Source organism: Pseudomonas chlororaphis (assembly GCA_001023535.1).
Lineage (GTDB): Bacteria > Pseudomonadota > Gammaproteobacteria > Pseudomonadales > Pseudomonadaceae > Aquipseudomonas > Aquipseudomonas chlororaphis_E.
In genome coordinates this window covers 3,030,090-3,048,591 of the sequence record CP011020.1, presented here as the reverse complement: position 1 = coordinate 3,048,591, position 18,502 = coordinate 3,030,090, and the positions used below count along the sequence as shown (strand labels likewise).

Sequence of the window (18,502 nt, the reverse complement as noted above, 5' to 3'; positions counted from 1 at the left end):
TCGTCGCCATTAGAATGCGATGCAATTGCGCACCTTGACGACGCAGGCAACATTCCCAGGAGTCCCCGTACATGAGCAACATGAACCACGAGCGTGTCCTCAGTGTTCATCACTGGAACGACACACTGTTCAGCTTCAAGTGCACCCGCGATCCGGGCCTGCGCTTCGAGAACGGTCAGTTCGTGATGATCGGCCTGCAGCAGCCCAACGGCCGCCCGCTTATGCGCGCTTACTCGATCGCCAGCCCGAACTGGGAAGAGCATCTCGAATTCTTCAGCATCAAGGTTCCCGACGGTCCGCTGACTTCCCAGTTGCAGCACCTGAAGGAAGGCGACGAGATCATCATCAGCAAGAAACCCACCGGCACCCTGGTGCTGGACGATCTCAAGCCTGGCAAGCATCTGTACCTGCTCAGCACCGGCACCGGCCTGGCGCCGTTCATGAGCGTCATCCAGGATCCGGAAACCTACGAGCGTTTCGAAAAGGTGATCCTGTGCCACGGCGTTCGCTACGTCAATGAAGTCGCCTACCGCGAATTCATCACCGAGCACTTGCCGCAGAACGAGTTCTTCGGCGAAGCGCTGCGCGAGAAGCTGATCTACTACCCGACCGTGACCCGCGAGCCGTTCGAGAACGAAGGCCGCCTGACCGACCTGATGCGCAGCGGCAAGCTGTTCCGGGACATCGGCCTGCCGCCGATCAACCCGCAGGACGACCGCGCCATGCTGTGCGGCAGCCCGAGCATGCTCGACGAGACCAGCGAAGTGCTCAACAGCTTCGGCCTGACCGTTTCGCCGCGTATGCGCGAGCCGGGTGATTATTTGATCGAGCGGGCGTTTGTAGAGAAGTAAGCTGTATTTGTGGAGCCTGATAGATCGCTATCGCGAGCAAGCTCGCTCCCACAGGGTTTGTGTTGAGTCATATTTGGTGAACAACCCAGATCAAGTGTGGGAGCGAGCTTGCTCGCGATTGCAGCGACTCGATCCAACAGTTACCCGCAAAAAAGCCCGCGCCGCCTGATAAAGGCCGCGCGGGCTTTTTCGTTTCTGGTGTTTACGGTTTCGCCGGAACCACTTCCAACACCCGAATCAACCCCGCCTGCGGGTAATGCCAACGAACGTCCAGGTCCCAGAATTGCGCGCCATATTCCCGTTCGGCGGTAGGCATCTGGTACGCCGGGCGCGGGTCTTGGGCCAGGCACTGCTCAATCAGCTCCACCAGGGGCTCTCCCAGACGCGTGGCGTGCTCGTGGGCTTGAAGCAGGGCAGTGTCCGCCCACTGCACTGGAATCAATTCAGGCGCCGCACTGGCGATGCCGTTGGACGCGCAGTCGATGATGTCGGCATAGGGCACGTAGGGCTTGATGTCCAGCACGGGAGTACCGTCCAGCAGGTCGATGCCCGAGATCCACAGGCGCCCGGCTTCTACCCGTTCCAGCTTCACCACCGACTGGCCGATGCCGTTGGGGCGATGGGTCGCACGGGTGGCGAACACGCCCATCGACTTGTTGCCACCCAGGCGCGGCGGGCGCACTTTCAATCGCGGCTTGTCTTCCAGGGCCTGGTGGAACAGGAACAGCAGCCAGACATGGCTGACCTGCTCCAGGCCCTGCACCGCATCCCCCAGGTCGAACGGCGCCACCAGCTCCAGCACGCCGCGTGCGGCGGGGGCCAGCTGCGGTTGCCGGGGGATGGCGAACTTCTCCTTGAAACAGGAGCGGACGAAGCCGATGGGGGAGACGTTATAGGTCATTGCGGCCTCAAGCTTCAAGTTCCAAGCTGCAAGTGAAAAGCTTGCAGCTTGAAGCTTGGAACTGTTGTTTAAGCTCTGACGCGCAGCGTCAGGCCCTTGAGGAAGTTGCGCAGCAACTGGTCGCCACACGGGCGGTAGTTGGTGTGGCCGAACTTGCGGAACAGCGCGCTCAGTTCCGGCTTGGAAACCGGGAAGTCGGCCGCCTTGAGGATGGCGTGCATGTCGTCTTCCTTCAGCTCGAAGGCCACTCGCAGCTTCTTGAGGATGATGTTGTTGGTCACCGGCACTTCGATCGGTTGCGGTGGACGGCTGTCGTCCTTGCCACGCTTGAAGATCACCAGGCCATCGAGAAAGTGCGCCATGACCTCGTCAGGGCAGAACACGAAGCCTTCTTCCTCGTCTTTCTTGAGGTAGCCGGCCAGATCCGCCAGGGCCACTTCCAGGCCGCCGAGCTTGATGATCTCGATGACTTTCTTGTCGCTGATGTCGAGCATGTAGCGCACGCTGCGCAGTACGTCGTTGTGAATCATGTGTGCAATCCTGATCAATCGGCAGTGGGCGCCCGGCTCGGTGCGGCGCCGTAGAATTAGAACTTTTCTTTTGCGGACAGGTAACGCCATTGGCCCAGCGGCACCTTGCCGATGGACACGCCGCCGATGCGAATGCGGCGCATGGCGACCACCTTGAGGCCGACGGCCTGGCAGAACAGCGCGATCACGCCCGGTTGCGGGTTCTTCATGGCGAAGCGCAGACGGTTTTCGTTCTGCCAACTGGCCTTGACCGCCGGCAGCTCCTTGCCCTTGTAGGTCAGGCCATGGTTCAGGCGGTTGAGGCCGTGGGCGACCATCTCGCCTTCGACTTCCACTACGTATTCCTGTTCGATCTTGGCGGCATCGGCGGTGAGCTTGCGCAGGACTTTCCAATCCTGGGTGAACACCAGCAGCCCGCTGGCATTGGCTTGCAGGTCGGCGCTGGCGGTCAGGCGCAGGAAGTGGCCCTTGAGCGGCCGCTTGCCGAAGCGATGTTCTTCGCTCAGGGTCTGCGGTCCCAGGGATGCCATGGCGGTGTCGACGTCCAGGCCGGCGGGAACGTTCAGCAGCAGGGTGACCGGCTCCGGCGCGGTGGCCTTGGCCTCGGGGTCGAGCGCGACCTTTTCGGTGGTGACCTTGAACTGCGGTTCATCGATCACTTCACCGTCCACGGTGACCCAGCCGCCCTCGATGAACAGCTCAGCCTCGCGACGAGAACAGCCGACGAGTTCGATGAGGCGTTTGGAGAGACGAATCGGGTCAGTCATGACAGGGCCGTAACAAAAAGAGGGTGGGCATTGTACCTGCCTGGCGCCGGTTAATCGCGGGTCCATTTGCGCTGTGTGGCTTTTAGCCGCGTCGGGCCTTCAGGTCGGATTGCTTGTAGCGCATGTGCAGCAACGGGTAGGGCTGGTTCATGCCGTCCCGTTCCGAGCGGCCGATGACTTCGAAACCTTGCTTGAGATAGAAACCCAGGGCCTGGGGGTTCTGCTCGTTGACGTCCAGCTCGTCGGCGTTCAGGTGTTCCATGGCGTAGTGCAGCAATTGCTTGCCCAGGCCCTGGCCGCGGTGTTGCGGGTCGATGAAGAGCATTTCGATCTTGCCGGCCGCCACGCCGGCGAAGCCGGTAATCCGTTGGCGGGTGTCCCGGGTGCAAATGAGCATCACCGCGTCCAGGTAGCGGGTGAGCACCAGGTTCTTGAGCAACTCGATGTAGCTGTCCGGCAGGAAGTCATGGGTCGCGCGCACCGATGCCTCCCATACCTGGGTCAGTTCCTGGTAATCGCTCGATTTCGGTGTATGGATGACCGAATGCTGCCGCATGCCCGCCTGTTCCTTGTGCTGGATGACCTGATGTTCTCCATACGATAGCCGTAAAAAAGCCCCGCATCTTGTCGCAAGGGCGGGGCTTTTCAATTTTTACCGGGTTTCAAAAAATTGTGGGAGCGGGCTTGCCCGCGAAGGCGGTGTGTCAGTCGAAATGACGGTTAACTGATACGCCGCTTTCGCGAGCAAGCCCGCTCCCACAAGGTATTGCAGTGGCTCGATCAGTTGATCTGCTCAGCCCACAAGTCGTACTCATCGGCGTCGGTCACCTTGCACCAGACCTTGTCGCCTGGCTTGAGGTGGCTGCCGTTGTCGATGAAGACGTTGCCGTCGATTTCCGGGGCGTCGAAGAAGCAGCGGCCCACGGCTCCCTGTTCGTCGACTTCATCCACCAGCACTTCGATCTCACGGCCGATGCGCATTTGCAGGCGGGCCGAGCTGATGGCCTGCTGGTGCGCCATGAAGCGTTCCCAGCGGTCCTGCTTGACGTCGTCCGGCACCACGTCCAGGTTCAGGTCGTTGGCGGGCGCGCCTTCGACCGGGGAGTACTGGAAGCAGCCGACGCGGTCGAGCTGGGCTTCGGTCAGCCAATCCAGCAGGTACTGGAAGTCTTCTTCGGTTTCGCCGGGGAAGCCGACGATGAACGTGGAGCGGATGATCAGCTCCGGGCAGATTTCCCGCCAGTTCTTGATCCGGGCCAGGGTCTTGTCTTCGAACGCCGGGCGTTTCATGGCCTTGAGCACTTTCGGGCTGGCGTGCTGGAACGGGATGTCCAGGTACGGCAGGATCTTGCCGGCGGCCATCAGCGGGATCAGTTCGTCGACGTGCGGGTACGGGTAGACGTAATGCAGGCGAACCCAGACGCCGAGGGTGCTGAGGGCCTCGCACAGTTCGGTCATGCGGGTTTTCACCGGCGCGCCGTTCCAGAACCCGGTGCGGTACTTCACGTCGACGCCGTAGGCGCTGGTGTCCTGGGAAATTACCAGCAGTTCCTTGACGCCGGCCTTGACCAGGCGCTGGGCTTCATCGAGCACGTCGCCCACCGGGCGGCTCACCAGCTTGCCGCGCATCGACGGGATGATGCAGAAGCTGCAGCTGTGGTTGCAGCCTTCGGAAATCTTCAGGTAGGCATAGTGGCGCGGGGTCAGCTTGATGCCTTGCGGCGGCACCAGGTCGATCAGCGGGTTATGGTCCTGTTTCGGGGGCACCACCTCGTGCACGGCGTTGACCACCTGCTCGTACTGCTGCGGGCCGGTCACCGCCAGCACGCTGGGGTGCACTTCGCGGATGTTGCCTTCTTCCACGCCCATGCAGCCGGTGACGATGACTTTGCCGTTTTCCTTGATGGCTTCGCCGATCACTTCCAGGGACTCGGCCTTGGCCGAATCGATGAAGCCACAAGTGTTGACCACTACCACGTCGGCGTCCTGGTACGTGGACACGACGTCATAGCCTTCCATGCGCAGCTGGGTCAGGATGCGCTCGGAGTCGACCAGAGCCTTCGGGCAACCCAGGGAAACGAAGCCAACCTTCGGGTTGGCTGGCGCGGTAGTGGTGGACATGTCTAACCTCGGTGTAGGGGGATCGTCTCTTGCCGAGACAGGACGCCTGACGCGCCTCTGATCAAAAAGTGCGCAATTCTAGCGGTGGACGAGGCCGTTGACCAGCTTTATACCGGGAAAAACGACGAGTGCTGCGCTATGCTTCGCGCCTTTGCGCTTTACCGGTTTTTACAGTCAACAAAACACCTGTTACGAGATGTTAAACAGTGCATGCTGCGTCAGGTAGCAGAGTGCTTTCGTTCAAGCAGACAGGTCTGGGAATCAGGAGTGTTGGATGGGTCATGCAAGTAGTCAGGCGGCGGGTGCCGAGCATTCGGCAGCGAAGCCGCTGAGCATGCTGGTGGCGGCGGTCGGAGTGGTTTATGGCGACATCGGCACAAGTCCCTTGTACACCCTCAAAGAAGTGTTTTCCGGCGGCTACGGCGTGGCGGTCAACCATGACGGCGTGCTGGGCATCCTGTCGTTGATCTTCTGGTCGCTGATCTGGGTCGTGTCGATCAAGTACATGATGTTCGTCCTGCGGGCCGACAACCAGGGCGAGGGTGGGATCATGGCGCTCACTGCCCTGGCACGGCGGGCCGCAGCGGGGCGGGCGCGGTTGCGGACCTTTCTGGTGATCTGCGGCCTGATCGGCGCAGCGCTGTTCTACGGCGACAGCATGATCACCCCGGCGATCTCCGTGCTCTCGGCGATCGAAGGCCTTGGCCTGGCGTTCGAGGGCATCGACCACTGGGTGGTGCCGCTGTCGTTGGTGGTGCTGGTGGGGCTTTTCATTATCCAGCGTCACGGTACGGCGCGGATCGGCATCCTGTTCGGCCCGATCATGGTGACCTGGTTCCTGGTGCTCGGCGCCCTGGGGGTCTATGGCATCAGCCAGCACCCGGAAGTGCTGCAGGCGGTTAACCCGGCCTGGGCCGTGCGTTTCTTCCTCGTGCATCCCGGCATGGGCGTGGCAATCCTCGGTGCCGTGGTGCTGGCGCTGACCGGCGCCGAAGCGCTATACGCCGACATGGGCCATTTCGGTCGCAAACCGATCGCACGCGCCTGGTTCATCCTGGTGCTGCCGGCGCTGGTGCTCAACTACTTCGGTCAGGGTGCATTGCTGCTGGGCGACCCGGAAGCGGCGCGCAACCCGTTCTACCTGTTGGCGCCAAGCTGGGCGTTGATCCCGTTGGTGGGCCTGTCGACCCTGGCCACGGTGATCGCTTCGCAAGCCGTGATTTCCGGGGCGTTTTCCCTGACGCGCCAGGCGATCCAGCTCGGCTACATCCCGCGCATGTACATCCAGCACACCTCCAGCGCCGAACAAGGCCAGATCTACATCGGCGCGGTGAACTGGTCGCTGATGGTGGGCGTGGTCCTGCTGGTGCTGGGCTTTGAGTCCTCCGGTGCCCTGGCCTCGGCCTATGGCGTGGCGGTGACCGGCACCATGTTGATGACCACGATCCTGGTCTCGGCCGTGATGCTGCTGTTGTGGAAGTGGCCACCGCTGTTGGCGGTGCCGGTGTTGCTCGGTTTTCTCCTGGTGGACGGCCTGTATTTTGCCGCCAACGTGCCGAAGATCATCCAGGGCGGCGCCTTCCCGGTTGTTGCCGGTATTGCCCTGTTCGTGCTGATGACCACTTGGAAGCGCGGCAAGCAGTTGCTGGTGGAGCGTCTGGACGAAGGCGCGCTGCCGTTGCCGATCTTCATCAGCAGCATCCGCGTGCAGCCACCGCACCGTGTGCAGGGCACCGCCGTGTTCCTGACCGCGCGGTCCGACGCGGTGCCCCATGCGCTGTTGCACAACCTGCTGCATAACCAGGTGCTGCACGAGCAGGTGGTGTTGCTGACGGTGGTCTACGAAGACATTCCCCGGGTTCCGCCGCAACGGCGCTTCGAGGTCGATGCCTATGGTGAAGGGTTCTTCCGGGTGATCCTGCACTTTGGCTTCACCGACGAGCCGGATGTGCCGCTGGCGCTCAAGCTCTGCCATCTGGATGACCTGGACTTCAGCCCGATGCGCACCACCTACTTCCTCAGCCGCGAGACGGTCATCGCCTCCAAGCTCGAGGGCATGGCCCGCTGGCGCGAGTTGCTGTTCGCCTTCTTGCTGAAGAACGCGAACGGCAACCTGCGCTTCTTCAACCTGCCGGTGAACCGGGTGATCGAGCTGGGGACGCAGGTCGAGATGTAGCTCCGATCCACAATAAGCCCCCGTTGTCTTGCGGCCGCGGGGGCTTTTTTGTGGACGCTGTGACGAACTGTTTTATCAGGACAAAGATGTACTTTTGTGATGAGGAGGTTTATCTGTGGCGAGGGGATTTATCCCCGTTGGGTTGCGAAGCAACCCTCAATGTCGGCGAAAAACAAGCGAGTGCTTTGCACTCGGACGGGGATAAATCCCCTCGCCACAAAAGCATGCGCTATATATAAAAAGCCCTTGCGGTCCTAAGACAGCAAGGGCTTTTTTGTCGGGCTCGATCAGCTCACTGCTCGGACGTCGTCGCGTTCTGGCGCTTGTTGATCTCGTCGATCAGCCGCTTGGCCAGGGCCGGGTAGTTCTCGTCGAAGTGATGGCCACCAGGCAGCTTGATGGCTTCGCCCACGGCGGTCTTGTCGGTGCAGCCACTTTCGTCGGCTTCTTCGCCACCGTAGATGCACACCACTTTCTCGGCCGGCAGCTTGGCCATTTCCGGGCCGGTGGCGGCTTCGGTGCCGGCGTTGCCAAGCCAGCCCTCGACCTCGATCTCGAAACTGCCGGTGCGGGCGAAGGCCAGCAGGATAATCGCATCGACCCGCTGCTGCTCGGTGGCTGGCAGACGATTGTAGATCGCCGGCAGCACGTCGGCGCCAAAGGAATAGCCGGTGAGGATGAAACGCTTGGTGCCCCAGATCTGGCGGTAATGCTGCATCAGCTCGGCGAGGTCCGCCGCGCTCTGCTCGGGGCTCTTGTGCTGCCAGTAGTAACGCAGGGTATCGATGCCGACCACCGGGTAGCCGATCTTGGCCATTTCATCGGCCACGTCGCGGTCCAGGTCGCGCCAGCCGCCGTCGCCGGAAAGGAACAGGGTCACGGTGTCCCGTGTCTGGCTGGCGGGCACTTCGACCACCGGGATGGCCAGGCCACCCTTGCCCTTGTCGGCGCCGACCAGGATCTTGCGCAGTTCGTTGTTCAGCACTTGCGGCAGGCTGATGTCGTAGTCGCTGATGCTGGTTTCGGCATTCTTCTGGTCCCGTACGAAACCGGCGCTGGTGTCGTCGGGGTTGTCGTTCCAGGCCACCAGCCAGTGACCGTGGGCCGCGCTTTTCGGCAGCAGGTGGGTGCAGCCGGGTTTTTCCAGGGCCAGGTCCACCGACACGGCCTTGACGTTGTCGTCCTTCTGCTCGGCCAGCCAGCGCCAGGCGAGCACGGCACCCGGGCCGATGCCGCTGACCAGCGTGGCCGGGCCTTGGAGCTCGCGCAGGCCCGCTTGCAAGGCACGCCCTTGCTGCATGCAGTCCTTGGGCAGGATCACCTGGACAATCTGGGCCGAGCCACTGCGGCTGAGGGTCGTCAGTTGGCTGTCGCTGAGCTTCTGGTCTTCGTTGACCGCCACCAGCACCTGGGCACGGGGCTTGGTACCGGGGATGACCCGGGTCATGGCGGCGCCCTCGGCGGGCGTCAGTTGTTCCAGGGTGGGTTGTGGGGCAGGGCGGTTCCAGTACCAGTAACCGCCACCGAGAATCACCGCCAGCACCAGCAGGGCGGCCACTACGTATCGCCAGGAGCGTTGCATCATCAGCGTTTCACCAGTCCAGTCAGGCCGCCTGCAATCAGGGCGGCGGTATCGGCCAGGGCCACCAGCGGATCGAGTCCGGCGGGCACGGCCATGTAGCGAGGTTCCCAGTCAGGCTGGAATTTGTCTTTGAAGCGGCGCAGCCCCTGGAAGTTGTAGAGCTGCTCGCCGCGGCGGAACACCATCGAGCCCAGGCGCTGGGTCAGCGGCGCGCCACGACGCGGTTGCAGGCCCGACAGTGGGACCATGCCCAGGCTGAAACGGGCGAAATCATGGTTCTTATAATGCTGGATCAGGCCGACCATCATGAATTCCATGGTCAGTTTCGGTGCCTCGGGGTGAGCGCGCATCAGGTCGAGGCTGGCCAGTTCATGGCTGTGGGTTTCCAGCAGGTTGGCGAACGCCACCGGGCGACCCTCGAAGCGAATCACCGCGATGCGGAAATGCTTGAGGTAGTCGTCGCTGAAGCGACCCAGGGAGAAGCCCTTCTCGCGCACGTTCTTGCCGGTCAGCCAGGCATCGGAAATGACCTTGAGCTCATCCATCGGCGCCTGGCCCGGCTCGTGGATTTCCAGCGACAGGCCGTCGCGGCTGCCACGGTTCCAGGTGTAGCGCAGATCCTTCATCTCCTTGCCCTTGGCCTCGAGATCGAAGCGCTTGAGGTCGACGCGCGCTTCTTCACCGAGCTTGATCGCTGTCAGGCCGATGTCCATGTAGTAGGGCAGGTTTTCGGCGCGCACCTGATAGAACACCGGGCGGGCGTGGTGGATGTCGCACAGGTCGCGAAACTGCCAGATCATCTCGGCCCGTTGCTGGGTGGGGCCGATCGGGTCATACAACGCCACCAGGCTACGGCCGCGGCGCGCGTACATCAGGAACGCCGCGTCGTTGGGATGGAACAGCAGCGCCTTGTCACCGGTCAGTGCCAGGCCGCCGTCGGGCTGTGACGAGGCCATGAGGATCGTCCTGGCGCGCTCCAGTTCTTCCGGGGTCGGCAAGTGGATCACCGGCCGTGCGGTGCGCAGCAGCCAGGTCAGGGACACCACCACCAGCAGCACCGCGGCCCCCAGCAGGGAGCGCAAACCGCGCGGGGCGTCGGCGTCGAGGGTGAACTGCCACCACAGTTGGTGGCTGTAGGGCACGTCCTGGTAGGCAAACAGCAGCAGCCAGATCGAGGCGCCGAGCACGCAGAGGCTGGCGATCAGGAACAGTGGCGAGAAGGGCAGCTCAGTCAGGCGACTGGGGCGATAGAACGAGCGCCGGAACACTGCCAGCAGGGCGGCGGTCAGGGTCAGCAACGTAGCTTCTTCCCAGTCGAAGCCCTTGAGCAGCGAAAGCAGGGCACCCATCAGGAGCAACACGGTGGTCAGCATCCAGGCGGCGGACAGGCGCCGGCGCAGGCCTTGGGCGAGCAGCAGGCACAATACGCCCACCAGGCTGGCGCCAAAGTGCGAGGCATCCACCAGGCGATGGGGGATCAGGAAGCCGATGTGCTCCAGCCGGGTGTCGATCTCCGGGGTCACGCCGGAAAACAGCAGTACCACGCCCGACAGGAACACCAGCACCGCCAGGATCGGCGCGGCGAAGCCCGAGGCGGCGCGTAACGTCTGGCGCGTCTGGAACAGCCGTTGTGCCTCGTTGACCAGCAGCAGGACGCACGCCACCAGCATCGGCAGCAACACGTAGATCAGGCGATAGAGCAGCAGGGCGGCGGCCAGCGGCGCGGCCCCCAGCTTGTCGGCGAACGCGGCCAGCAGGATGGCCTCGAACACGCCGACGCCACCCGGTACATGGCTGAGCACGCCGGCCGCCAGGGCCAGCAGGTACACCAGCAGGAACGCGCCGAACGGTGGCGCCTCGGGCAGCAACAGATACAGCACGGTGGCGGCCGCCGCGACATCCAGTGCGGTGATGACCAGTTGCAGGAAGGTCAGGCGGCGGCCCGGCAGGCGCAGGGTGCGGCGCCCGGCCTTGACCAGCAGGCTGTCGCGATGGGGCTGGTCTGGCAGGCGCCGACGATAGATGCCGATGGCCAGCACGCTGGTGAGCAGCAGCACCGCCACGGAAATCGCGCCGAGCAGGGTGGCAGGCAGGCGCAGCGCGGCCGAGGCGGAGGGCAGGTCGCTGAGGGTGGCCAAGGCTGCCAGAGGCGGCAGTGCGCAACCCAGGGACAGGCTGGCGAACAGCGTCATGTGGGCGACGTCCGCTGCGCCCAGGCCATGGCGTGCGTACAGGCGGTAGCGAACCGAACCGCCCGACAACAACGACAGGCCAATCGCATTGCCGATGGCGAATGCGCTGAATCCGCCCAGGATCAGCGTCTGTGGAGGCAGCGTCACTCCCGCGTAGCGGCTCGCTGACCATTCGTAGCCCAGCAAAATGACGAAGCCGACCGCCGTGGCGGCGAAGGCTCCGAGCAGGGCCGGGCGAGGCACGTCCAGGATCGAGTCGTGCAACGCGTACAGATCGAGCTCGCTAAGCAAGTGGCGGCAGGCAATCAATGCAATCGCAAACAACAGCAGCGTGATGGCGAGACCGATAGGCTGACGGTACTGGCTGATCCGATCCAGCCAGCGCAATCGCTCGGCCTTGATCGGTTGTGTCGCGGTAACAGAGTCTTGCGGGTCAGACGAGTGGGCGCGCATCAATCACCTCTTGAGCTATGCGCGACAGGATGGGGGTATCCAGCCAAGTTACCAATCCCTGCGGCAGAAAATAATTACAAAAAATTTGTAATGTAGCCTTTTATAGCAGACACAAAAAAGGCCGCTCTTTCGAGCAGCCTTTCTTGATATTTGGTTGCGGGAGCCGGATTTGAACCGACGACCTTCGGGTTATGAGCCCGACGAGCTACCAGACTGCTCCATCCCGCGTCTGTGTGGCGGCATTCTACAGGCGAACGCCTGAGTGTCAACCGTTAAACGAGGTTAGGGTCAAACAAGTGGCCAGTTCCCATGCGATGCAGGTAAATGCGCGAAATCAAAAAGGAAATTTTCCTGCAGCCTGGGTTTCCAGGTCAGCCCCAGTCCCACAGGGAAATGGTGGCGGGCCTGCAAAAACTTCCAGGCACAAAAAAGGCCATTCTTTCGAATGACCTTTTTTGATGTTTGGTTGCGGGAGCCGGATTTGAACCGACGACCTTCGGGTTATGAGCCCGACGAGCTACCAGGCTGCTCCATCCCGCGTCTGTGAGGCGGCATTTTACAGGGGAACGCGTAGGTGTCAACCCCGACGTTCAAAAAATCTCTTCAGCTTCAAGCGCTTAGCCAGGCTGCGCGGACGCCGACCGCGCTGTGACGCAGGCCTGGCAAGGGCTCGCGCTCTATCGAGGCGTTTGTTGCGATTAAAAAAACACATTTATGTAGGGCTTTTCGAGTTCCGGCGAACGATCTTTCCGTACTACTGGTGCTATATACAGGTATGGGTGCGATACTGGTGGCCCGACTCGTCCCACGCTCCGCTTCGCTATGACGCAACGTAAGATCATCCACGTCGACTGTGACTGTTTCTATGCCGCCATCGAAATGCGCGACGACCCGCGGCTGGCCGGAAAACCCCTGGCGGTGGGCGGCTCGGCGGATCGGCGTGGGGTGATTGCCACCTGCAACTACGAAGCGCGATCCTATGGCGTGCGCTCGGCGATGTCGTCCGGGCATGCCTTGAAGCTCTGCCCGGACCTCACCATCGTCAAGCCGCGCATGGATGCCTATCGCGAAGCGTCGAAGGAGATCCATACGATCTTCAGCGACTACACCGACCTGATCGAACCACTGTCGCTGGATGAGGCCTATCTGGACGTTTCCGCCAGCGCCCATTTCGGCGGCAGTGCCACCCGCATCGCCCAGGACATCCGGCGGCGTGTTTCCAATCAGTTGCACATCACGGTCTCTGCCGGTGTGGCACCGAACAAGTTCCTGGCCAAGATCGCCAGCGACTGGAAAAAGCCCAACGGGCTGTTCGTGATCACCCCCGACCAGGTCGAGGACTTCGTGTCGGCCCTGCCGGTGAGCAAGCTCCACGGAGTCGGCAAGGTCACCGCCGACAAGTTGAACAGGCTTGGCATCATGGATTGCCTGCACTTGCGTCAGTGGGACAAGCTGGCGCTGGTGCGCGAATTTGGCAGTTTCGGCGAGCGACTCTGGAGCCTGGCCCGTGGGATCGACGAGCGCCTGGTGCACAATGACAGCCGGCGGCAGTCCATCAGTGTGGAAAACACCTACGATGTCGACCTGCCTGATCTGGCGAGCTGCCTGGACAAGCTGCCCGAGCTGATGCAAACCCTCAGCGGCCGAATGGCCCGGATCGACAGCAGTTACCGCCCGGGCAAGCCGTTCGTCAAAGTCAAATTCCACGACTTCACCCAGACCACCCTCGAACAGGCCGGGGCAGGGCGGGATCTGGGCAGCTATCAACTGCTGCTGACCCAGGCCTTCAACCGTGGCGGCAAGCCGGTGCGGTTATTGGGGATAGGGGTGCGGCTGGAAGATTTGCGTGGAGGGTTCGAGCAGTTGGAGTTGTTTGAGCGGTGAGGTTGCCGAACAGAACAGCGCAGAGGCGCTTTTGTGGCGAGGGAGCTTGCTCCCGCTGGGCCGCGTAGCGGCCCTCAACCCGATCACCGGGATGTTTCAGATAAGTTGGGTCATCTGTTTTAGGGCTGCTGCGCAGCCCAGCGGGAGCAAGCTCCCTCGCCACAGAGAGGTCAATGGGCTCCGGGATCCGCAACCAGCCGGCCGCCATCCTTGGTCAGTGCCTTCATGAACTCGGTCTGCAGTTCCGGATCGTTGCGCGTCAGTTCGATCAGGCTCTGTTCCAGTTCGCTGGCTTCTTCTTCAAGCCCCAATTCCGACAGGCGCTTGACCCGATGCACCCACTGGCTCACCTCGTCGTCTTCCAGGTCGTCGTAGATCAGTGCATGCGCTTCCACCAGCTTGCTGCGCAACGTGCTGCTGATGCTCAGGGATGAGTCGGTATGGACCTCGTCCTGGGCGTCGGTCACGCTGATCTGCAACTTGCCGAACTGGCTCAGGTCCTGCTCGGCGAACGGGCTTTCCAGCAGGTTCAGGCGCAGCACGCCATTGCGGTCGGTGCTCAGCTCGAAGGTCTGCCGGGCGGCCTTGACCTCTACCGGACGTTCGCTCCAGGGCAGGCTCGAGTGCTCCGTCCGCTTGTCGCGCTGGACTTCGTCGATGCCCGCCAGGTTCTGCTGGGCGCGGCCGTGGGAGGGGACGTTCATGAACGGGTTGAGACCGGCGACACCGTAGCTGAGCCAGTCACGGGTCACGGTGTCCGGCAGGTTGCCCAGGGCGAACACGTTGACCACGTTCGCGCCGATACCAGCCACCACGGCCACCGCGCCCAGCGGGATCTCGTAGACCTCCCGCCAGGGTTGGTAAGGCGTATAGCGGTCGTAATGGCGCGTGACCTCGAACTCGGTGACTTCGAAGGTCTTCTGCTCATTGATGCGCACCCGACGCTGCGGCAGGTCGAGCACCTTGGGTTCGCCCACGTCGATCTGCAAGCTGTGGTCGAGCAATTTGCGCTCGACCCGCTCTTCGTGCTCGCTGCGTTGTGACATCTGGTTGGCACAGCCGCTGACCAGCAGGGCGCCGCACAGGGCGGCGCCACCGAGGCCTAAGGTGTTTCGCTTGAACATGACGTCTCTATCTGGTCTCAGCGGCGGATACGGGCCTGGAGGAAAGACAGCACGTCGGCGACCGGCAGCGCTTGCGGCTCGGCCTCGGTGCGGCTCTTGTATTCCAGGTTGCCTTCGGCCAGGCCGCGGTCGCTGACGACGATCCGGTGCGGGATGCCGATCAGTTCCATGTCCGCGAACTTGATGCCGGGGCTGGTTTTTTTGTCGCGATCATCCAGCAGCACTTCGAAGCCGGCAGCCGTCAGTTCGGCGTAGAGCTTGTCGGTGGCTTCGCGAACCAGGTCGGTCTCGTAGCGCAGCGGCACCAGGGCAATCTGGAAAGGCGCCAGTGTGTCGCTCCAGATGATCCCTTTGTCGTCGTTGTTCTGCTCGATGGCGGCGGCGACCACGCGGGACACGCCGATGCCGTAGCAACCCATTTCCAGGGTGACCGGCTTGCCGTTCTCGCCCAGCACTTCGCACTTCATCGCCTTGCTGTACTTGTTGCCCAGCTGGAAGATGTGCCCGACTTCGATGCCGCGCTTGATTTCCAGGGTGCCCTTGCCGTCCGGGCTCGGGTCGCCGGCCACGACGTTGCGCAGGTCGGCCACGGTGGGCACCGGCAGGTCGCGTTCCCAGTTCACGCCGAAATAGTGCTTGTCGTCCTGGTTGGCGCCGATGGCGAAGTCGCTCATCAGTTCAACCGAGCGGTCGATGATGATCGGCAGCGGCAGGTTCAGCGGGCCAAGGGAACCGGCACCGGCGCCGATGGCGTCGCGCAGTTCGGCCTCGGTGGCCATGACCAGCGGGCTGGCGACGCCTGGCTGGTTGGCTGCCTTGATTTCGTTCAGCTCGTGGTCGCCACGGACAATCAGGGCAATCAGCTTGCCGGCTTCTTCTGCCCGCACGATCAGGGTCTTGATGGTGCGTTCGATCGGCAGGTTGTAGCCTTCCACCAGTTGGGCGATGGTCTTGGCGTTCGGCGTGTCCACCAGGCGCAAGTCTTCGCTCGGCGCGGCGCGGGAGGTTTCCCGTGGCACGGCTTCGGCTTTCTCGATGTTGGCGGCGTAGTCGGAGCCATTGCTGAAGACGATGTCGTCTTCACCAGACTCGGCCAGCACGTGGAACTCGTGGGAGCCGGCGCCGCCGATCGAGCCGTTGTCGGCCTCCACTGGGCGGAATTTCAGGCCCAGGCGGGTGAACACGTTGCAGTAGGCCTGGTGCATGCGGTCGTAGGTGACTTGCAGCGAAGCCAGGTCGGCGTGGAACGAATAGGCGTCCTTCATGATGAACTCGCGGCCGCGCATCAGGCCGAAGCGTGGGCGGATCTCATCGCGGAACTTGGTCTGGATCTGATACAGGTTGATGGGCAACTGCTTGTAGCTGCTCAACTCGTTGCGCATCAGGTCGGTGATCACTTCTTCGTGGGTAGGGCCTGCGCAGAAGTCGCGACCGTGACGGTCCTTGATGCGCAGCAGCTCAGGGCCATACTCTTCCCAGCGCCCCGATTCCTGCCACAGCTCGGCCGGTTGGGTGCTCGGCATCAACACTTCCAGAGAGCCGGCGGCGTCCATTTCTTCGCGGACGATGGCTTCGACCTTGCGCATGACCCGCAGGCCCATCGGCAGCCAGGTGTACAGGCCCGAGGCGAGTTTGCGGATCATGCCGGCACGCAGCATCAACTGATGGCTGATCACGACGGCGTCGGAAGGCGTTTCTTTCTGTGTGGCGAGCAAAAATTGACTGGTGCGCATGGTTGGCCGTTGTCGGTTGCTGAGACTAGAAGTGACGGAGCATTGTACGGGCGAGATGCCCTGGCGTACAGGCGCGTGGGCGGTCGCCGGGTGCAAACGCCGGTTTCAACGGCGTCTGCTGACGTTTCCTACGACTCTTGCGCCGGGCGGGTCGGCGTCGGCTCCGCGGCTGGCGCCGCCTGCTGGCGCCGGTTCTCCTGAAACCAGTGCAGGGCGATCAGCACCAGGGTTGGCACGCCGAGCAGGGCGGTGATCAGGAAGAAGGTGTGGTAGCCGAACTTCTCCACCATCACCCCCGAATAACCACCGATCAGGCGCGGCAGCAACAGCATGATCGAGCTGAGCAGGGCGTACTGGGTAGCGGAGAATTTCAGGTTGGTCAGGCTCGACAGGTAGGCGACGAAGGCCGAAGTCGCCAGGCCGGAACTGAAATTGTCCAGGGAGATGGTGACGATCAGCATCTTCAGGTTGGCGCCCATGTCGGTGAGCATCAGGAACAGGATGTTGGTGGCGGCCGACGCCACGCCGCCGATGAACAGGATCGGCAGGATGCCGAAACGGACGATCAGCAGGCCGCCCATGCCGGCGCCGACCAGGGTCATGATCAGGCCGAAGATCTTGCTGACGCTGGCGATCTGGTCCTTGGTGAAGCCTTGGTCGATGTAGAAGACGTTGGCCATGACCCCCATCACCGTGTCGGACATCCGATAGGTCGCGATCAAGCCCAGCAGCAGCAAGGCCTGCCAGCGGTAGCGCAGGATGAAGTCGTTGACCGGCGTGAGCACGGGCGCCAGCCCGCGTCGGCCCATGGCCGACAGGCACAGGGAGGTCAGGATGATATAGAGGATGGCCCGCAGGAAGGCGCGGTCTTCGAGCAGCAGGTCGAGCAGGCTGACGCCCTCGAACAGCACGCTGGCAAAATCGGTGTTGTAGAGCTGGGTGAACATCGCCGGCACCGACACCAGCAAGATGATCAGCACGAACACCGACGCCAGTTGATGGGCAAAGGTGTAGCGCCCGGCTTGCAACTGGGTGCGCAACGGCACCGGCGGTTCGCGCATGAACAGCGAGGTGAGCAGCGCCGGCACCATCAGCACGCCGAACAGCAGGTAGGTGCCGGCCCAGGCCGAGTGCTTGTAGCTGAAGCCGGTGGAACCGAAGCCTTCGGCGAAGAACAGCGCGCCAGCGGTGGCCAGCAGCGCGGCGACGCGGTAGCCGGACATGTAGCTGGCGGCGAGGGCCGCCTGGCGGGTGTCGTCGGCGATCTCCAGGCGGTAAGCGTCGACGGCGATGTCCTGGGTGGCCGAGGCAAAGGCGACCAGCACCGCGATCGCGATCAGCCAGGACAGGTGTTTTTGTGGGTCGCAGAAGCCCATGCCCACCAGGCCCAGGATCACCAGTGCCTGGGAGAGCACCAGCCAGGAGCGGCGGCGCCCGAGCTTGCCCAGGAGCGGCAGGCGCCATTGGTCGAGCAGCGGCGACCAGACCCATTTGAAGGCGTACGCCAGGCCGATCAGGCTCGCGTAACCGATGGTTTCGCGAGCCACGCCGGCCTCGCGCAACCAGACCGAAAGCGTGGAAAACACCAGCATGTACGGCAAGCCGGCAGCGAAGCCAAGCAGCAACAGCACGAGCGTCGAGGGACTGGCATAGGCGGCGAGGGCGGCGCGCCAGGTTTTACGGGGCATGGGCTGGAGTCTGCCTCAAAAATTGCGAAAACAAAGCGCGCACTCTAACCGCTGTGCTCTACCGGGCGCCAGCCATGGCGCTGAATATCAACACGATTGTTCAGGACACTGATCCCTTCCGTGCGCAGGCGCGCGCGTTGTTCGTCCCCTGACGCGCTGCCCACCGGCAGGCTGATCCGACCGCCGGCGCCCAGGACCCGGTGCCAGGGCAGCTTGGTGTCGTCCGGCAGTTGGCTGAGCGTGCGCCCCACCCAGCGCGCAGCCCGGCCCAGGCCCGCCATTTCAGCCAGTTGACCGTAGGTGACCACCTTGCCGGCGGGCACTTGGGCCAGGGTCAGGTACAGGGTGGTGCGGCGAATCTGGGCGGCATTCTCGGGCGCCGCTGGGGTATCGGTCACGGGTTGGATTCCTGATGAGGTAGTGCCCGTCTGTAGATTAATTCCTACAGGGACGATTGAGAAATGAACTCATTCGAAATACTCGGGTCAGTCGTTCCTAAG

At 62.7% G+C, this 18,502-nt stretch carries 14 protein-coding genes and 2 tRNA genes; 3 read left to right on the top strand and 13 right to left on the bottom strand.

Annotation, left to right across the window (positions count from 1 at the left end):
* The first annotated feature begins 71 nt into the window (after positions 1-71).
* A complete protein-coding gene (locus tag VM99_13480; GenBank protein ID AKJ99031.1) occupies positions 72-851 on the top strand; it encodes a ferredoxin-NADP reductase in 780 nt (259 codons plus the stop codon).
* 202 nt (positions 852-1,053) lie between these two features.
* Here the strand turns inward: VM99_13480 and VM99_13475 are convergent, their stop codons facing one another.
* The 5 genes from VM99_13475 to rimO all read right to left on the bottom strand — a co-directional run bounded on the left by VM99_13475 (position 1,054) and on the right by rimO (position 5,170).
* Positions 1,054-1,752, bottom strand: coding sequence for an S-adenosylmethionine-dependent methyltransferase RcsF (locus VM99_13475; GenBank protein ID AKJ99030.1), 699 nt, complete (start codon positions 1,750-1,752; stop codon positions 1,054-1,056).
* Between the two features lie 68 nt (positions 1,753-1,820).
* Positions 1,821-2,282 carry a hypothetical protein gene (locus VM99_13470; GenBank protein ID AKJ99029.1) on the bottom strand — a complete coding sequence of 154 codons (462 nt, stop codon included), beginning with the start codon at positions 2,280-2,282 and terminating at the stop codon, positions 1,821-1,823.
* Between the two features lie 56 nt (positions 2,283-2,338).
* Positions 2,339-3,049, bottom strand: coding sequence for an RNA-binding protein S4 (locus VM99_13465; GenBank protein AKJ99028.1), 711 nt, complete (start codon positions 3,047-3,049; stop codon positions 2,339-2,341).
* A gap of 82 nt (positions 3,050-3,131) precedes the next feature.
* On the bottom strand, positions 3,132-3,605 hold the full coding sequence (locus VM99_13460) for an acetyltransferase (GenBank protein ID AKJ99027.1): 474 nt from the start codon (positions 3,603-3,605) through the stop codon (positions 3,132-3,134).
* 224 nt (positions 3,606-3,829) lie between these two features.
* Positions 3,830-5,170: a ribosomal protein S12 methylthiotransferase gene (rimO, locus tag VM99_13455; protein AKJ99026.1), complete on the bottom strand. Its 1,341-nt coding sequence runs from the start codon at positions 5,168-5,170 to the stop codon at positions 3,830-3,832.
* A gap of 274 nt (positions 5,171-5,444) precedes the next feature.
* Between rimO and VM99_13450 the strand changes: the two genes are divergently transcribed.
* Positions 5,445-7,346 carry a potassium transporter Kup gene (locus tag VM99_13450; GenBank protein ID AKJ99025.1) on the top strand — a complete coding sequence of 634 codons (1,902 nt, stop codon included), beginning with the start codon at positions 5,445-5,447 and terminating at the stop codon, positions 7,344-7,346.
* Between the two features lie 292 nt (positions 7,347-7,638).
* Here the strand turns inward: VM99_13450 and VM99_13445 are convergent, their stop codons facing one another.
* The 4 genes from VM99_13445 to VM99_13430 form a co-directional block, all read right to left on the bottom strand.
* Positions 7,639-8,931 carry a virulence factor family protein gene (locus VM99_13445; protein AKJ99024.1) on the bottom strand — a complete coding sequence of 431 codons (1,293 nt, stop codon included), beginning with the start codon at positions 8,929-8,931 and terminating at the stop codon, positions 7,639-7,641.
* On the bottom strand, positions 8,931-11,573 hold the full coding sequence (locus VM99_13440; protein ID AKJ99023.1) for a membrane protein: 2,643 nt from the start codon (positions 11,571-11,573) through the stop codon (positions 8,931-8,933). Before VM99_13440 ends, VM99_13445 begins: the two co-directional genes overlap by 1 nt.
* Before the next feature lie 151 nt (positions 11,574-11,724).
* Positions 11,725-11,801: transfer RNA gene (locus VM99_13435), tRNA-Met, on the bottom strand.
* 235 nt (positions 11,802-12,036) lie between these two features.
* A tRNA-Met gene (locus tag VM99_13430) sits at positions 12,037-12,113 on the bottom strand.
* A gap of 282 nt (positions 12,114-12,395) precedes the next feature.
* Here VM99_13430 and VM99_13425 point away from each other — a divergent pair.
* Complete coding sequence (locus VM99_13425; GenBank protein AKJ99022.1) at positions 12,396-13,457, top strand: DNA polymerase IV; 1,062 nt, start codon at positions 12,396-12,398, stop codon at positions 13,455-13,457.
* A 170-nt stretch (positions 13,458-13,627) separates the two neighbouring features.
* Here VM99_13425 and VM99_13420 read toward each other — a convergent pair whose 3' ends face one another.
* The 4 genes from VM99_13420 to VM99_13405 form a co-directional block, all read right to left on the bottom strand.
* Positions 13,628-14,581 (bottom strand): lipoprotein, encoded by a 954-nt coding sequence (locus tag VM99_13420; protein ID AKJ99021.1) that lies wholly within the window; start codon positions 14,579-14,581, stop codon positions 13,628-13,630.
* A gap of 17 nt (positions 14,582-14,598) precedes the next feature.
* Positions 14,599-16,314, bottom strand: coding sequence for a proline--tRNA ligase (locus VM99_13415; protein AKJ99020.1), 1,716 nt, complete (start codon positions 16,312-16,314; stop codon positions 14,599-14,601).
* Between the two features lie 128 nt (positions 16,315-16,442).
* Positions 16,443-18,002 (bottom strand): permease, encoded by a 1,560-nt coding sequence (locus VM99_13410; GenBank protein ID AKJ99019.1) that lies wholly within the window; start codon positions 18,000-18,002, stop codon positions 16,443-16,445.
* Positions 18,003-18,046: 44 nt separating this feature from the next.
* On the bottom strand, positions 18,047-18,400 hold the full coding sequence (locus tag VM99_13405) for a DNA base-flipping protein YbaZ (protein AKJ99018.1): 354 nt from the start codon (positions 18,398-18,400) through the stop codon (positions 18,047-18,049).
* Positions 18,401-18,502 lie beyond the last annotated feature (102 nt).

What these genes read in the sequence shown, in the direction of transcription:
- VM99_13410 (AKJ99019.1), bottom strand. Translation starts at nt 18,002, where the DNA reads ATGCCCCGTAAAACCTGGCGCGCCGCCCTCGCCGCCTATGCCAGTCCC.
- VM99_13465 (AKJ99028.1), bottom strand. Translation starts at nt 3,049, where the DNA reads ATGACTGACCCGATTCGTCTCTCCAAACGCCTCATCGAACTCGTCGGC.
- VM99_13440 (AKJ99023.1), bottom strand. Translation starts at nt 11,573, where the DNA reads ATGCGCGCCCACTCGTCTGACCCGCAAGACTCTGTTACCGCGACACAA.
- VM99_13460 (AKJ99027.1), bottom strand. Translation starts at nt 3,605, where the DNA reads ATGCGGCAGCATTCGGTCATCCATACACCGAAATCGAGCGATTACCAG.
- VM99_13470 (AKJ99029.1), bottom strand. Translation starts at nt 2,282, where the DNA reads ATGATTCACAACGACGTACTGCGCAGCGTGCGCTACATGCTCGACATC.
- rimO (AKJ99026.1), bottom strand. Translation starts at nt 5,170, where the DNA reads ATGTCCACCACTACCGCGCCAGCCAACCCGAAGGTTGGCTTCGTTTCC.
- VM99_13420 (AKJ99021.1), bottom strand. Translation starts at nt 14,581, where the DNA reads ATGTTCAAGCGAAACACCTTAGGCCTCGGTGGCGCCGCCCTGTGCGGC.
- VM99_13480 (AKJ99031.1), top strand. Translation starts at nt 72, where the DNA reads ATGAGCAACATGAACCACGAGCGTGTCCTCAGTGTTCATCACTGGAAC.
- VM99_13475 (AKJ99030.1), bottom strand. Translation starts at nt 1,752, where the DNA reads ATGACCTATAACGTCTCCCCCATCGGCTTCGTCCGCTCCTGTTTCAAG.
- VM99_13445 (AKJ99024.1), bottom strand. Translation starts at nt 8,931, where the DNA reads ATGATGCAACGCTCCTGGCGATACGTAGTGGCCGCCCTGCTGGTGCTG.
- VM99_13450 (AKJ99025.1), top strand. Translation starts at nt 5,445, where the DNA reads ATGGGTCATGCAAGTAGTCAGGCGGCGGGTGCCGAGCATTCGGCAGCG.
- VM99_13425 (AKJ99022.1), top strand. Translation starts at nt 12,396, where the DNA reads ATGACGCAACGTAAGATCATCCACGTCGACTGTGACTGTTTCTATGCC.
- VM99_13415 (AKJ99020.1), bottom strand. Translation starts at nt 16,314, where the DNA reads ATGCGCACCAGTCAATTTTTGCTCGCCACACAGAAAGAAACGCCTTCC.